This window comes from Sphingobacterium alimentarium, from assembly GCF_004342685.1.
Classification (GTDB): domain Bacteria; phylum Bacteroidota; class Bacteroidia; order Sphingobacteriales; family Sphingobacteriaceae; genus Sphingobacterium; species Sphingobacterium alimentarium.
Map to the genome: position 1 here is coordinate 18825 of NZ_SMBZ01000044.1, position 14564 is coordinate 33388.

Here is a 14564-nt window from a genome sequence, read left to right on the forward strand (position 1 = left end):
CGCATTGAGCAATTTCGATCAAACATCTGGATATCAAATTGTGTCTTCTTGGTTGAAAGACCACAATCGTACGCCGTTTACTTTCCAGCGCCAAACCTGGGAAAAAATATACAATGGGTATAGCGGAATGGTAGTTGCTCCGACAGGGTTTGGAAAGACGCATTCGGTATTCATCGGGGTACTTATTGACTATATGAATCGGTCACAGTCTTATAAGAAAGGCCTAAAACTTATCTGGATCACTCCGCTTCGTTCCTTAGCCAAAGACTTGGCGCGGGCCATGCAGGAAGCCATAGACCAGATCGGGTTGGATTGGGTTGTGGAAGTACGAAATGGGGACACGGATATAAAGATCAAGCAGCGTCAAAGTAAGCAGATGCCTGATGTGCTTTTACTCACACCCGAAAGCCTCCATTTATTAATCGCTCAAAAAGGTCGGGATAAGTTTTTTGCCCATTTAAAAGCCATAGTCATTGATGAATGGCATGAACTATTGAGTAGTAAACGTGGGGTGATGGTGGAGTTGGCAACTGCTTTTTTACGCAGCCAAAGACCTCAATTATTGATTTGGGGTATTACAGCGACCATTGGCAATCTGGATGAAGCCATGCAAGTGTTGATACCTTACGACGTAAAGAAAATTAAAATAGTTGCTAAGGAGAAAAAACTGATTGAAATTATCTCGGTATTTCCTCCTGAGATCGAAATTTTACCATGGGCCGGACACTTGGGCGGTAAGCTAGGTGATCAAGTTGTGCCTATTATACTAGACAGCAAATCCACTATTGTATTTACCAATACGCGCAGTCAAAGTGAATATTGGTACCAGATATTACTAGATGTGTATCCTGATTTTGCGGGGCAGTTGGCACTTCATCATAGTTCAATCGATATAAATATTCGTAATTGGATCGAAGAGGCTTTGAGTGAAGGAAGATTGAAAGCAGTGGTATCGACATCATCATTGGATTTGGGTGTTGATTTTAAGCCCGTGGACACAGTCGTACAGATTGGCTCGAGCAAAGGTGTAGCGCGTTTTATGCAGCGCGCGGGCAGAAGTGGGCATTCACCGTTTGAGGTATCGAAAATATATTTTGTGCCGACGCATTCGTTGGAGCTGATAGAAGTTTCTGCACTCAAAGAAGCAGTCAAAACCAATCTGATAGAAAGTCGGGAACCCATAGTTTTGTGCTATGACGTACTGGTACAGTTCTTAGTCACAGTAGCGTTGGGAGGTGGATTTACGAAAGAAGAATTTTACTCGGTTATACAGTCTACTTACTCCTTCCAATGGATGACGGCGGAAGATTGGGACTGGTGTATTTCTTTCATTACCGTGGGCGGCAAGATCGGCCGCAATTACGAAGAATTTCATAAGGTCGTGAAGAATGAAGAAGGGTTATATGTTGTCGAAAAAAGACGTATTGCTATGCTTCATCGGATGAATATAGGGGTGATTGTGTCCGACGCCATGCTCAAGGTTAAATTTTTGGGTGGTGGCTATATCGGTATGGTCGAAGAATATTTTATTTCCAAACTGAAGGCTGGAGACAAATTTATTCTAGCCGGACGTGTCTTGGAATTTATACGAATGAAAGAAATGACAGCTTATGTACGGGCCTCGCAAGGAAAGGCAATAACTCCGAGCTGGTTGGGGGGACGATTGCCTTTGAGTTCAAACCTGAGCGCATTATTGCGTAAAAAATTAGCAGAATCCAAAAATCCTGCCGCACGAGAGAAGGAACTTCGGTTTTTGCACCCGCTCGTGGCAAGTCAAGTTGACAAATCACATATTCCTTCGGAAGATGAGTTTTTGGTCGAGAAGATAAAAACCAAAGAAGGCTACCATTTATTTATGTATCCTTTCGAAGGTCGCTTGATTCATGAAGTAATGTCGAGTCTGATGGCCTATCGCATTAGTCAACTTTATCCCATCAGTTTTTCGATGGCCATGAACGATTATGGATTTGAATTATTCTCCGACACTGACATTGAACTTTCCGAAGAGCAGTTGAAATACATTTTGCGAAAGGAAGATCTGATGAAAGATGTGACGGCGAGTATAAATGCCGCCGAAATGGCAAAGCGAAAATTCAGAGATATTGCGGTAATCGGAGGCTATGTCATCCAAAATCAATACGGAAAACAACAGAATAACAGGTCGCTACAAGCATCTTCAGGAATTATTTTTCAAGTTTTGGAAGAGCATGAACCCAATAATTTATTGCTTAGACAGGCCTACACGGAGGTTTTTAACCAACAGCTCGAAGAGCCACGCTTGTTCCAAGCATTCGAACGTATTAATTCTTCAACAATCATTTATAAATTTGCAGATAGTTTTACACCATTGAGTTTTCCCATCAAAGTGGATAGCTTACGTCAATCCTTATCGAGTGAGGATCTGTCGGCTAGAATTCAAAGGATGCAGGAGCAGAGCAAAAGATTAAATAGGAAGCGAAGATGATCATACACGAACAGGAAATTACCTGGGCAGCACACAAACTTACACTTACCAACCAAAAGGCCATATATTGGGAAAAACAGAAAACATTGATTTTATCTGATTTACATTTGGGTAAGGCGGCACATTTTCGTCGTCATGGAATTCCCATTCCATCACAAATTCATCATAAAGATCTGGGTATTCTGGAAAAGCTTATCCTGCACTATCAGGTAGACAAGGTTATTATTGTAGGAGATTTGATACATGCTAACCAAAATGGTGAAGTCTTGGATTTTAAGAATTTTTTACAACACTTTAAGGAAGTACAATTTCTACTCATCAAGGGTAATCATGATCGAATCGCTGAACGCAAAATTCTGGATTTGGGGATTGCGGGGATATATGATTCGTATGAGTTGGATGGTCTGTGTTTCGTCCATGAACCTCAACCCTGTGAAGGGAAATTGATTTCTGGACATATTCATCCGGGAGTGACGGTACGGCTACCGACCAACAAACATTTTCGTCTGCCTTCATTCGTGGTGTCCGAAGACATGATTATTCTTCCTGCGTTTAGTAGATTTACGGGATTGGACACCAAGAAAGTCGTTCAAAAAGCAGTTAATTACGCGGTATTAGATACAGGCATAATGGTGATAAAGTAATGTCTCGTAGTTAAATTATTCAATTAAGGTTGTGGAGAGAGCGGCTTATATTCCTTCTTCAGCAGACTATAAGTTTCCAAATCTTTATAAGATCCATCTGGAAATTGTTCGCCCGAACGTTCTACACCTTCGAAGGTAAAGGATAGGCGCTTAGGTATATTGCTACTCGAGGTATTGCCTACAGCACATTTGATCTGTATTCTATTCATACCCCATTCTTCGAATGCGAAGTGACACAACGCATTTACAGATTTGGTCATGATCCCTTTTCCTTGGTGGTGCTGCGAAATCCAATACCCGATTTCGGTTTTTTTATTATGGAAATCTGTTCGCACGAAACCAATCAGACCAATAATTTCATTTTCATATCGGACGGTGAATACAGGTTCTTTCGTGGCTTCAGGAGCACTCTCAATGGCATGTATATAAGCAGCGATATCAGCAACTTCTTTCCTCGATTGTACAAACGACAGCCATTTCCCCAAATAAGCGCGTAGTGTATCTAATAAACTAAATATTCTCGAGGCGTCTTCCATTTGGATAGAAGAAAGTTTAAGTACTGGGTCTAATTGTATATTCATAATTCTTTTGTTTATAACGGTACGCCGGATAGTAATGCTACGTCATGAAATCATGTTGTAAGGCTATCCTAATATGTGCTTGGTGCATCTACGAAATTTTACGTATTAACCGACAAAATCAATATATTTGATTTTCACTGTAATAAATATAATCTATTTATGAATATAATTGTCTCAAATATGGTTTGTAATCGTTGTATAATGGTTATAGAACAGATTTTGGACTCACTTGATATCAAGGATTATACAGTTGTTATGGGACAGATAAAGTTGAGTGAAGATATTCCAGTGGATAAGATGAAAAACTTAACGAACAAACTCCATAAAGTGGGTTTCGAAGTATTGGAAGATAAGACAGAAAAAACTATTGCCTCGATCAAAGCCGCTGTTGTCCAATATTTGGATGAATTGGCGAACGGAGAACCTTTAAAAATGTCCAGTTATATCACGCAACATGTATATTACGACTACAGTTATTTGAGCTATATATTTTCTAAAACAGCGAATATTACCATAGAAAAATATTTTATTGAGCTAAGAGTGGACAAAGCGAAGGAATTGCTGAAATACAGCAGTTCGGATGTAAGTTCAATTGCGCATAAGTTGGGATTTAGCAGCCCTCAGCATTTTGCTAATCAATTCAAGCAGTATGTGGGTGTGACTCCCTCGGCCTTTCGCAAATTACATGATGTCCGTTAATTTCTTTTAATAGGATCTCGCCCGATAAATCTATTTTCTCCTTTGAGAAAACCCATTGCCAAAGCTATATTTTTGACCAATGTTTCTTTCTTCTTAGCAGTATGGAGGTAACGATTAATTTCTTTTTTTAAAGAAGGTGACTGTTGCGTATAACTGGCAAAAGCTATCGTGTCCTGCTGGAGCATTTCTTCAAATGCGGGATGTATCGGTACCGTTCTATCACGAGGATCTACTGCTATAGTTATTTCCAATAGTTCTCCAATACGTTGTGGAGATTTAGGTAGCATTGATATATTTATATACAATCTCCAGATGCCTTTGTACTTCAATAGCGTCTGCTGATATGGCTGCTGATTGATGGTTCCCACTATTGGAATCGGACCTTTGGACCTTTTCGCATCATTACATATTGCCAATAGTATAGGAGGAGGAATTTCTACATAGGGATTTATTCCAATCAGTTGTAGTACTGCTTGAAACCTGTATTCCTTATAATCATTAACTTTTTCCATTAGACTTGTCGTTATTTCAATTTACGCAATTGATTCTATAATATGAAAGGCAAACTGGACGCCATAAAGATATTATAAATAATAAAAGGAATTTTATGATTACTAATATTTTTAGTATTTTTGTATTGAAAAATACTTTATCTATGGATCGGTTGGAAGAAAAACTTAAAATTTTAGCAGATGCTGCAAAGTATGACGTGAGTTGTAGTTCGAGCGGAAGTAAACGAAAAAATGTCGGTGGGATAGGAGATGCTTCCTCATCGGGCATATGTCATACCTACACAGAAGACGGGCGATGCGTATCACTATTAAAAATTCTTTTGACCAACCATTGTATTTATGATTGTGCTTTCTGCGTCAGTCGCAAAAGCAACGATATACAGCGGGCGGCATTCACTGTCGAAGAGGTTGTCAAATTGACGATGAACTTTTACAGACGCAATTACATCGAAGGTTTGTTTTTGAGCTCAGGTATTTTCAAGAATGCGGATTATACCATGGAGCGGTTGCTGAAAATTGTCAAAAAGCTGCGCTTGGAGGAGCGGTATAATGGTTACATCCATCTGAAAACTATCCCTGGTGCAAGTGATGAGATGATACGAGAGGCAGGACTTTATGTCGACCGCATGAGCATCAATCTGGAAATGCCCACCGAAAAAGGTTTGCAATTGATGGCTCCCGAAAAAGACCATGAATCCGTGAAGAAACCACTTCATTTTATAAATCAACAGATTCAGGCGTTGAAGCATGAATCTAAATTAATAAAACATAAGCCGAGTTTTGTCCCTGCTGGTCAAAGTACGCAGATGGTAATCGGTGCCACACCCGAAAATGATTTTGAAATCATGTCCGTTGCGGATACTTTTTATAAAGATTACAATCTCAAGCGGGTATACTATAGTGGCTATATCCCGATTCAGAATGATCATTCTTTGCTACCGCAAATAGGCAGTAAACCTCCTTTGGTGCGCGAGAATCGTTTATATCAAACGGATTGGCTCTTACGATTTTATGGTTTTCAGCTAGACGAAATTCTGAATCCGACTTTTCAGCATTTGGATTTAGAAATTGATCCTAAATTAAGCTGGGCACTGCGCAATCCGCATGTATTCCCTGTAGATATTAATACTGCGGATTACAAAATGATTATCCGAATCCCGGGAGTGGGGCGCCAATCCGCCTTGAAAATTATTCAAGCGCGTAAATTCGGACGACTACATGAGTATCAGATTAAGAAAATGGGCATAGCATTCAATCGGGCTCGCCATTTTATGCGTTGTGCAGACAGTCCTTTCCAATTAGGATACACTTCAATGGAGGCGGTTCGTGCTAAAATAGTACAGAAGAACCCTGCTAAGGCTGCCATCGTAAATTCATCGCAACTTAATTTATTTAGCTAATGCACTATATTTTCGATGGTACATATTACGGCTGGCTTACCTGTGTTTTTGAAGCTTTTGAACGCAAAGAGTTTGAGGCTAGGCCAATATCTGTGGATAGATATATTCCCGATATGTTTGCCGTAGATAGAACGATTACTACTTCGACCGACAAAGCCATGCGCGTTTCTAAAGGTTTGGCTATGCGTTTGGATAAAAAGTCAAGAATGGATTTTTACCGGGCTTTTCTTTTTGAAGATGAGGCTGTATGGCAGGCTGCATTTTATTTGTGTATTGAGATTTTTAGAGGAAATACAGCTATACTGTCCAATTATGGCAATGATGCGGTGCTTAAATTTTCAGAAGCTCTGCATAAAGTCAGTCGAGAACGTCATCGTATGAAAGCCTTTGTAAGATTTCAGCGTGCAGCAGATGGGATGTTTTTTGCTGTAGTGGAACCTGATTTTAATGTTTTGCCATTGATTATTACATTTTTTACGAATAGATATACCGATCAACCCTGGATTATTTACGATCTGAAAAGAAAATATGGTATTTATTGGGATAAAATTCGAGTCACTGAGGTGCAGCTGAATGAAGGGGATTCTACTGCAATGATGCAATCTTCTACTGTTGTTTCGTTAGATACGCAGGAGGAATATTATACGAATTTGTGGCAGCAATATTTCAAAAGCACGAATATAAAAGCGCGACGCAATATGAAACTTCACCTGAGGCATGTGCCCAAACGATATTGGAAATACTTACCAGAAAAGCAATTTGGAAATATAAAGTCCTAGAGAAATAGTTATGGAAGGATTTCTCCTTTGATATGGTAAAGGTTTTCGCCCATTCCCTTTACTTTCTGCTTCTTTATTATTTCATACAAGGCATCCGCCTTGTAGTGCAAGTGTTCTTGATTATTGAATAATAAATTATTAATCTCTTTATAGATTAAGATTTCGGAAGGATGTTCTTGGTTTGCTATAAGTTTTACAATCAATTTTTCTTTACTATCCTGCAGGGATGAAGAATAAATTACTGTATCGCCGTTTATTGTTTTGTTTAAGCCATTAGCACTCATTTTATTTAAATTGATGCCTGTAAAATGTGCTAATTCTTTTTGCCAGTCTGTAATGTTTACTTCCTTGGTTTCATTTGATTTGCCGTTGCTGACTGTTTTTTTGACTGTAGGGTTTACCTTTTTCAATTTGGCAATTTCATTTTCAAAAAACAGGTTCAAATCATATTCCTCCTCCAGACGAGCTTTTTCCATAGGTTGTTGACAGCTGTATATGCTTACAGCTGTCAAGATTAGTCCTATAGTATTTATTTTTTTCAAGTTTCTAGTTAGTTTTAGTCTACCAACACTTTTCCTGTCATTTCCAAAGGAATAGTACAGTTTAATAAACGAAGAACCGTCGGCGCAATATCGCCCAATTTTCCGTCTTGTATAGCAGAATAGTCACGATCGATCAATACACAAGGAACCAAATTGGTTGTATGTGCTGTGTTTGGCGATCCATCTTCATTAAGCATGAATTCGGAATTACCGTGATCTGCTAATATAATAAATGAATATCCATTTTCTAACCCTGTTTCTACCACTTTTTGTAGACATGTGTCCACCGTTTCTACGGCTTTGATTACGGCTTCAAATACGCCCGTGTGACCTACCATATCTGGATTTGCAAAGTTAAGACAGATAAAATCAGGCTTTTCCTCTACAATATTTTTGCAAATAGCATCTGTGATTCCCCAAGCGCTCATTTCGGGTTGCAAATCGTAGGTTGCTACCTTTGGTGATGGTATCAGCAATCTATTTTCTCCGTTGAATGCATCCTCACGACCTCCCGAAAAGAAGAAAGTCACATGTGGGTATTTTTCTGTTTCGGCAATCCTAACTTGTGTTTTCCCTTGTGCTTCCAGCGCTTCTCCTAATGTATTACTTAGATTGTCCTTTTGAAAAATGACTTTGACACCTTTGAATGTATCATCGTACGAGGTCATTGTCACGTAATACAAATTTAAAGGTACGATATTATATTCAGGAATTTCTTGCTGTGTTAATGCAATTGTAATTTCGCGACCGCGGTCTGTTCTAAAGTTAAAACAGATCACCACATCACCTTCTTGTATGAGGGCTTTTGGTGTGCCGTCCGGATTAGTTATAATTATTGGTTTTATAAACTCATCAGTCACGCCAGCAGCGTAAGAGGCTTCAATAGAAGCACGAAGATTGCTAGAAGGTAATCCAACACCTTTTGTCAGTAGGTCATAAGCTTCTTTTACACGTTCCCAACGATTATCTCTGTCCATCGCATAGTATCGACCGATGGCCGATGCAATAGTTCCAGTAGAATGGGTAAGGTGATCCTCTAAATCTTGAATATAACCTAGCGCACCATTAGGATCTGTATCTCTACCATCCAAAAATGCATGAATGAATACTTGATCATTTGTAAATCCAGCTACCTTCGCTGCATCACATAAAGCCTTCAGGTGCATGATATGCGAATGCACACCACCATCTGACAGCAGACCGATGAAATGTACATTTTTATTGTTTGCTTTGGCGTAGGCATAGGCATCTTGGATTTCCTGATGCGTTTCAAAAAGACCATCCTTTGCCGCCTTATTAATGCGCCCAAGCTCTTGATACACCACTCTTCCGGCGCCCAGATTCATGTGCCCCACTTCGGAATTACCCATTTGTCCTTCCGGCAGCCCTACGGCTTCGCCTGACGCTTCGAGTTTCGAATTGGGATATTGCTGTAATAATGAATTTAAAAATGGTGTTTGTGCTGCCAATACAGCATTAGAATTATCATTTTTGCCATAACCCAATCCATCCAGGATGATTAAGGCTACTTTCTTTTGATTTAAGTTGTCCACATACAAATATAAAAAATCCCTAGCTATTGTTTTTTAATTTCTAAAATGAAATTAATCTATCTCAAATTCAACCCTTTTATTTAATTATTGTTGTATGCACGAGGTGGTATTAATATATTCGCACAGGTTTTCTATGATGCTTATGACGTATATATTAATTCTCTTCACGACATTATTTCAGTTGGATGTCAATAATGACCTCGAAAACAGGTTGTTTGTGGCATTGGAAAAAGGAAATGGCAAAGAATTAAGCAAACATTTTACTTCTTCTGTACGAATATCGGTCAATCAAGATTCTCGATTGACTACCAAATTTCAAGCTGAATTAATTTTGGAAGATTATTTGAATAGCAATAAATTAGTAAATATTAAAAAAACTGACGTCAGTGAGGAATTAAGTAAGCAGTGTATAGTGTTCGAGGCTGTGTCTAACAGAAGAAAGGTGCGGATTTTCATAAAATTTATTCACTTGAAAGGAACAGACTATATATCAGAATTTAGGATTGATTAGAAATATATTTTACTACAATTTATATTTTACTCATCTTAGTAAACAAAAATTATCGTGTCTTTAAAATAACAGGATGGAATTAGCATTTAAGCAGCAATTAAAATCATTTATTGAGCAGGCTATTATAGAGGATGTGCAAGATGGGGACCATACCACGTTAGCGTCATTACCTGAGGATAAATTGGGTGAAGCAAAATTATTAGTGAAGGATGTCGGAATAATTGCTGGTGTAGAAGTAGGAGTAGCGATTTTTAAACAGATCGACGAAACATTGGAAGTCAATGTGCTAATCCAGGACGGGCTAGAAGTCAAATATGGCGATATCGTACTGTACGTGAAAGGAAATATCCACTCTATACTTAAGGCAGAGCGTCTCGTCCTAAATATTATGCAAAGAATGTCGGGGATAGCATCCCGGACCGCAGAATACGTGAAAGAATTGGAAGGTACAAGTACACAAGTTTTGGATACGCGTAAAACGACACCATTACTTCGGTTTTTGGAAAAACGTGCAGTAGCGATTGGCGGGGGCGTAAATCACCGTTTTGGTCTTTATGATATGATATTGATCAAAGATAATCACGTGGACTATGCGGGTTCGATTAGTCAGGCTGTCAACAATGCAATACAGTATAAAAATCAAAAGGGGATACAAATTCCTATTGAGGTCGAAGTACGTAACTTTGAGGAGTTGAATGAATTATTGGCTTGTGAAGGTGTGGATAGAGTGATGTTTGATAACTTTTCGCCTGAGGATGTTAAGAAAGCAGTGAATCTAGTCGGGGATAGATTGGTTACAGAAGCCTCGGGAGGTATTACCTTGTCAACGATTCGTTCGTATGCGCTGTCAGGTGTAAATTATGTTTCTGTAGGAGCTTTGACGCATTCAGTTAAGAGTTTGGATTTGAGTTTGAAAGCTAAGCTTATTTAGTAATTTTGTTTAGGAATTAAATATTTTAATGATTTCATTATATCTATTTGGTATTGTCGTATTGGCCTATTTGTTTGGATCCATCCCTACCGCAGTCTGGTTTGGTCAAGCATTCTATGGCGTAGATGTACGCGAGTATGGGAGTGGGAATGCTGGGGCGACTAATACATTTCGTGTATTGGGTAAGAAAGCGGGAATAATTGTAATGTGTGTGGATATTTTCAAAGGATGGACAGCGACAAACTTACCCCATTTGTTTGATTCTTCTATTGTGGGAACTACTGATTCTATTTCCTTTGTGAACTTTCAGCTGGCTTTAGGTGTTATAGCTGTGTTGGGTCATTTGTTTCCTGTTTTTGCGGGATTCAGAGGAGGAAAAGGGGTAGCAACCTTATTTGGGATGGTCATAGCCATTCAGCCGATGGCGGCATTGTGCTGTGTCACTGTATTTCTGGTTTGCTTAATTATCAGCAACTATGTTTCATTAAGCTCGATATCAGCAGGATTTACATTCCCTATTAGTTTAGCCCTCATTATCAAAACGACAGTACCATCAGTTATGCTGTATGCGATTGCAATATGTATTTTGATATTGATTACTCATCAAAAAAATATAGAAAGGCTACTGAAAGGCAAGGAGTCGAAAATCTACTTATTTAAAAAGTCAGAAAAATAATTTCAAGAATTAAACTTTTAGGAACTATTATTGTATAATATATTAATAGGGTAAAAAATTAATAAACAATTATGAGAAAGATATTTACATATGCCTCTTATCTGTTATTAGGCGCTACGCTGTGGGGCTGTGCGACATCAGCAGTCACAGGAAGAAGATATTTAAAACTTATTGATAGTGAAACTATTAATAACCAAGCCTCTTTAGCTTATAAAGAGTTTTTATCAAGTGCAGGTACAAAAGTTGTAACTGGTACATCTCAGGCTACTGCGGTGAAGCGTGTAGGAAATAATCTAGCACTAGCCACCCAACGCTACTTACAGCAAATAGGTCGTGCAGATCAGTTTAATTTCAATTGGGAATTCAATTTGATTCAGAATGACGATTTGAATGCGTGGTGTATGCCAGGTGGTAAAGTTGCAGTATATACGGGTATTTTGAAGGTGACTGGAACTGAAGGTGGTCTAGCTACGGTAATGGGACACGAAATTGCGCATGCTATCGAAGAGCACTCTGTAGCGCAAGCTTCAAATCAAATGGCATTGCAATTGGGAGCACAGGTAATTGGTGCAGCATCCCAAATGTCCAATAGCAAAGGTGTAGCTGTGATTAATCAGCTATATGGTATCGGAGCGCCGATAGGTATGTTGAAATTTTCCAGAAATGATGAGTTGGCAGCTGATAAGGCAGGGTTAATTATTATGGCAATGGCTGGATATGATCCAAATGAATCAATTAAATTTTGGGAAAGAATGGCGTCTGCAAAGTCAAGTGCTAGCGGAACACCTCCAGAATGGTTGAGTACTCACCCGAGTGATGCTCGTCGTATTTCGCAACTCCAAGCCTTAGTGCCTGAAGCTATGAAATATTACAAAAAATAAAGTATATTGAAGTTTAGCAATAAAAAAATCCCGTTCAAGATGAATGGGATTTTTTGTTAAGGTATATTGAGATACTTGTGTGTCTGTAAGGAGATATTCCATTTCGGATTGTCTTTGACATAATCAATGATCAGTGGTGTGACTTCTGCAGCTTTAGACCATTCGGGTTGCAAGTATAATTTGCATGCAGGATTTACTCTTGAAGCATGCTCTTCAGCCCATAAGAAATCACTTTTGTTGAAAATGATAACTTTAAGTTCGCCAGCTGCTGCTGATACTTCAGGAAGCGGGGATTTAAATTTTTTGGGTGAGAGACAGATCCAATCCCAATGTCCACTTAGCGGATATGCACCCGAAGTTTCTATAAAAGTTTGTATGCCTTGATCTTTCAATTTCAGTGTTAAGGAATCCAAATTGTACAATAAAGGTTCTCCACCCGTAATCACCACTGTCTGTGCCGGATGTTGTTTTGCGTTATGCACGATGGTATCCGTATGTGTCAAAGGATGAAGTGAAGCATCCCAACTTTCTTTTACGTCACACCAATGGCATCCCACGTCACAGCCGCCTAATCGAATAAAATAAGCAGCTTTACCGGTGTGATATCCTTCTCCTTGTATCGTATAAAATTCCTCCATCAGAGGTAATAATGAGCCATCCTCAGGTACTTGATGTGACATTCTTTCAATTTTAGAATGCAAAGGTACGATTAATTCCTTTTAACTCCTTGCACCTAAACAGTAGTGCTTGTATTAATTGGTTATTTCAATGTCAAAATGGTATATTTGATAAAGTTACCCCTAACCCAAATTATGAGAATTGCCTCACGAATTTTCGTGTTATTTCTGTTATGTTTTCATGTGCTATCTACTTATGCAGATGGGTCTAAGGATTTGTACCCTGCCGAAATAAGAGGTGGTAGGGCCTTCATGGAAAGCTATATCGTAAATAATTTTGGAATGCTTGTCCATCCATTCTACAATTATGGAAAGCATTATGCCTATGTGCGCAAAGGGGAGGTGCTTGCTGTTGCATCAAGTGCTCAAGGTTTAGGTGCGGGGGCTATTCGTGTGTTCAGCCTCACTGGAAACATATATACGCCCAATTCAGCTGCAATTGGCCGGATTGAAGGAAGGCCCGGAATGAGCAATCGACAAGCAGAGCTTGCCGGCCCACGGGATGGATATGAGGCTTTTGAAATTGTGGTGGAAGAGGAAGGAATATGGACGGTGGAATTTATCTCACCCTTCGGCAATTCACAAATCCCAAATATTCTAGCCGATGAAGAATGGACGCAATGGGATAATCAAAATTTTATAGCTGCTTGGGATGGTTTAGTCCGAAATAGTAATAATACAGCGTGGCTGACCGGCCGTGTGTTTACAAATGTGCTGAATTTGTATATGAATGGAGCCAATATGGCTGACATGGAACGCGCTTTTTATTCTAACAATTTTGTGCTGACTAAAGACGGCTATCTGTATCGTGTGGGTGGTAACGGAAGTATTGGATTGCGATTCACATATTTTGTCAATAATTCGGGATTTTGAATCCTGATGGTTCTCCAAGTTACAAAAGCTCCACCTGGAGTTACAATGCGCATATACACGATCCCAATAGTGCGGATATAGACAATCAATACGTGACCCACAAGATATTCTACACGCTTCCCAAGTAAGATCTTCCCAAGCAAAGCAGGAGTAAGGATGGTGCGACTTGGCTGCTCAATACGGCACAGATACCCAAAGTATCCAATATTCAGATCGGCGTGTCAGAAGGTACGTTAAGTCATATTAATACCAAGGGATCCGTCATCACCTTCGATACCAATTATGTAGGTAGGTATAAAGTCACTGTCAAAAGTAAAGATTCTCAATACGACTTTACACCATATGAAACCATCATACAAGCAAAGGTAGGAGCGAATGGTTTTATCTGGCCTGGTAAAGACGGTAATGGGAATCTTCTTCCTGTGGGAAAATATGAAATTGAAGTTTCAATTGCCTCCATCGAAGGCGAAGTTCATTTTCCGTATTTTGATATGGAAATAAATCCTAATGGGCTTAAATTAGAACGTTATGATAGGCTTACAGAGAGCTATGAATCGGCAATTTTGTATTGGGATGATAGCCTCATTCCTTTAGACCTGAATTCGATTATTAATTCTATTTAAAATTGCAATCATGGTGGTAAATGTTTATATTTAAGTGTCTGAAATTTAAATATTTAACAATACACCAGACCATGATTACATACGATAAAGTTACCGATATTTTCTGCATAGTTGATGAATTTTCAAGAACTTTGAAAAAAACACTAAAAACTTCATCATTGGGAAGGCTTCAAGACGACCAGCAACCATGTCAAATAGTGAGATCATTAGTATCCTAC

16 protein-coding genes and 1 pseudogene are annotated in these 14564 nt (G+C 39.0%); 12 read left to right on the plus strand and 5 right to left on the minus strand.

What is annotated here, in order from left to right; translation table 11 throughout:
- Window positions 1-4 precede the first annotated feature (4 nt).
- Together EDC17_RS13575 and pdeM are read left to right on the plus strand one after the other, a co-directional pair.
- Complete coding sequence (locus EDC17_RS13575; RefSeq protein WP_132778605.1) at window positions 5-2464, plus strand: ligase-associated DNA damage response DEXH box helicase; 2460 nt, start codon at window positions 5-7, stop codon at window positions 2462-2464.
- Window positions 2461-3108, plus strand: a complete 648-nt coding sequence (gene pdeM, locus EDC17_RS13580; protein WP_132778606.1) for a ligase-associated DNA damage response endonuclease PdeM — start codon at window positions 2461-2463, stop codon at window positions 3106-3108. Before EDC17_RS13575 ends, pdeM begins: the two co-directional genes overlap by 4 nt.
- A 23-nt stretch (window positions 3109-3131) precedes the next feature.
- On the opposite strand, the gene EDC17_RS13585 is transcribed toward pdeM, so the two are convergent.
- Complete coding sequence (locus tag EDC17_RS13585) at window positions 3132-3689, minus strand: GNAT family N-acetyltransferase (protein WP_132778607.1); 558 nt, start codon at window positions 3687-3689, stop codon at window positions 3132-3134.
- 201 nt (window positions 3690-3890) lie between these two features.
- Between EDC17_RS13585 and EDC17_RS13590 the strand changes: the two genes are divergently transcribed.
- Window positions 3891-4388, plus strand: coding sequence for a helix-turn-helix domain-containing protein (locus EDC17_RS13590; RefSeq protein ID WP_165894425.1), 498 nt, complete (start codon window positions 3891-3893; stop codon window positions 4386-4388).
- Here EDC17_RS13590 and EDC17_RS13595 read toward each other — a convergent pair.
- Entirely contained in the window at window positions 4385-4900 is a 516-nt protein-coding gene (locus EDC17_RS13595) for a YdeI/OmpD-associated family protein (protein WP_132778609.1), read from the minus strand. The two genes, EDC17_RS13590 and EDC17_RS13595, sit on opposite strands and share 4 nt — an antisense overlap.
- 95 nt (window positions 4901-4995) lie before the next feature.
- On the opposite strand from EDC17_RS13595, the gene EDC17_RS13600 reads away from it, so the two are divergent.
- Window positions 4996-6300, plus strand: a complete 1305-nt coding sequence (locus EDC17_RS13600) for a putative DNA modification/repair radical SAM protein (protein ID WP_243646157.1) — start codon at window positions 4996-4998, stop codon at window positions 6298-6300.
- Window positions 6300-7079, plus strand: a complete 780-nt coding sequence (locus EDC17_RS13605) for a TIGR03915 family putative DNA repair protein (protein WP_132778610.1) — start codon at window positions 6300-6302, stop codon at window positions 7077-7079. Before EDC17_RS13600 ends, EDC17_RS13605 begins: the two co-directional genes overlap by 1 nt.
- An 8-nt stretch (window positions 7080-7087) precedes the next feature.
- Here EDC17_RS13605 and EDC17_RS13610 read toward each other — a convergent pair whose 3' ends face one another.
- Together EDC17_RS13610 and gpmI are read right to left on the minus strand one after the other, a co-directional pair.
- The gene (locus EDC17_RS13610; RefSeq protein ID WP_132778611.1) at window positions 7088-7621 is read right to left on the minus strand and encodes a hypothetical protein; all 534 of its coding nucleotides are present in this window, start codon (window positions 7619-7621) and stop codon (window positions 7088-7090) included.
- A 14-nt stretch (window positions 7622-7635) separates the two neighbouring features.
- Window positions 7636-9174 carry a 2,3-bisphosphoglycerate-independent phosphoglycerate mutase gene (gpmI, locus tag EDC17_RS13615; protein WP_132778612.1) on the minus strand — a complete coding sequence of 513 codons (1539 nt, stop codon included), beginning with the start codon at window positions 9172-9174 and terminating at the stop codon, window positions 7636-7638.
- 142 nt (window positions 9175-9316) lie between these two features.
- Here gpmI and EDC17_RS13620 point away from each other — a divergent pair, with 142 nt between their 5' ends.
- The 4 genes from EDC17_RS13620 to EDC17_RS13635 all read left to right on the plus strand — a co-directional run bounded on the left by EDC17_RS13620 (window position 9317) and on the right by EDC17_RS13635 (window position 12173).
- The gene (locus tag EDC17_RS13620; RefSeq protein WP_165894426.1) at window positions 9317-9685 is read left to right on the plus strand and encodes a DUF4783 domain-containing protein; all 369 of its coding nucleotides are present in this window, start codon (window positions 9317-9319) and stop codon (window positions 9683-9685) included.
- 73 nt (window positions 9686-9758) lie between these two features.
- Window positions 9759-10616 (plus strand): carboxylating nicotinate-nucleotide diphosphorylase, encoded by an 858-nt coding sequence (gene nadC / locus EDC17_RS13625; protein ID WP_132778614.1) that lies wholly within the window; start codon window positions 9759-9761, stop codon window positions 10614-10616.
- 28 nt (window positions 10617-10644) lie between these two features.
- Window positions 10645-11292 (plus strand): glycerol-3-phosphate 1-O-acyltransferase PlsY, encoded by a 648-nt coding sequence (gene plsY, locus EDC17_RS13630; protein ID WP_132778615.1) that lies wholly within the window; start codon window positions 10645-10647, stop codon window positions 11290-11292.
- A gap of 71 nt (window positions 11293-11363) precedes the next feature.
- Complete coding sequence (locus EDC17_RS13635) at window positions 11364-12173, plus strand: M48 family metallopeptidase (protein WP_132778616.1); 810 nt, start codon at window positions 11364-11366, stop codon at window positions 12171-12173.
- A gap of 56 nt (window positions 12174-12229) precedes the next feature.
- On the opposite strand, the gene EDC17_RS13640 is transcribed toward EDC17_RS13635, so the two are convergent.
- Window positions 12230-12853 (minus strand): 7-carboxy-7-deazaguanine synthase QueE, encoded by a 624-nt coding sequence (locus EDC17_RS13640; RefSeq protein ID WP_132778617.1) that lies wholly within the window; start codon window positions 12851-12853, stop codon window positions 12230-12232.
- Window positions 12854-12985: 132 nt separating this feature from the next.
- Between EDC17_RS13640 and EDC17_RS13645 the strand changes: the two genes are divergently transcribed.
- The 3 genes and pseudogenes from EDC17_RS13645 to EDC17_RS17725 all read left to right on the plus strand — a co-directional run.
- Window positions 12986-13723, plus strand: coding sequence for a hypothetical protein (locus EDC17_RS13645; RefSeq protein WP_132778618.1), 738 nt, complete (start codon window positions 12986-12988; stop codon window positions 13721-13723).
- 218 nt (window positions 13724-13941) lie between these two features.
- A complete protein-coding gene (locus EDC17_RS13650) occupies window positions 13942-14346 on the plus strand; it encodes a hypothetical protein (RefSeq protein ID WP_132778619.1) in 405 nt (134 codons plus the stop codon).
- A gap of 71 nt (window positions 14347-14417) precedes the next feature.
- Window positions 14418-14564 (plus strand): annotated as a pseudogene (locus EDC17_RS17725) (IS982 family transposase); the annotation flags it as partial.

What these genes read in the sequence shown, in the direction of transcription:
- pdeM (WP_132778606.1), top strand. Translation starts at nt 2,461, where the DNA reads ATGATCATACACGAACAGGAAATTACCTGGGCAGCACACAAACTTACA.
- EDC17_RS13585 (WP_132778607.1), bottom strand. Translation starts at nt 3,689, where the DNA reads ATGAATATACAATTAGACCCAGTACTTAAACTTTCTTCTATCCAAATG.
- EDC17_RS13590 (WP_165894425.1), top strand. Translation starts at nt 3,891, where the DNA reads ATGGTTATAGAACAGATTTTGGACTCACTTGATATCAAGGATTATACA.
- EDC17_RS13595 (WP_132778609.1), bottom strand. Translation starts at nt 4,900, where the DNA reads ATGGAAAAAGTTAATGATTATAAGGAATACAGGTTTCAAGCAGTACTA.
- EDC17_RS13600 (WP_243646157.1), top strand. Translation starts at nt 4,996, where the DNA reads ATGATTACTAATATTTTTAGTATTTTTGTATTGAAAAATACTTTATCT.
- EDC17_RS13605 (WP_132778610.1), top strand. Translation starts at nt 6,300, where the DNA reads ATGCACTATATTTTCGATGGTACATATTACGGCTGGCTTACCTGTGTT.
- EDC17_RS13620 (WP_165894426.1), top strand. Translation starts at nt 9,317, where the DNA reads ATGACGTATATATTAATTCTCTTCACGACATTATTTCAGTTGGATGTC.
- nadC (WP_132778614.1), top strand. Translation starts at nt 9,759, where the DNA reads ATGGAATTAGCATTTAAGCAGCAATTAAAATCATTTATTGAGCAGGCT.
- plsY (WP_132778615.1), top strand. Translation starts at nt 10,645, where the DNA reads ATGATTTCATTATATCTATTTGGTATTGTCGTATTGGCCTATTTGTTT.
- EDC17_RS13635 (WP_132778616.1), top strand. Translation starts at nt 11,364, where the DNA reads ATGAGAAAGATATTTACATATGCCTCTTATCTGTTATTAGGCGCTACG.
- EDC17_RS13640 (WP_132778617.1), bottom strand. Translation starts at nt 12,853, where the DNA reads ATGTCACATCAAGTACCTGAGGATGGCTCATTATTACCTCTGATGGAG.
- EDC17_RS13645 (WP_132778618.1), top strand. Translation starts at nt 12,986, where the DNA reads ATGAGAATTGCCTCACGAATTTTCGTGTTATTTCTGTTATGTTTTCAT.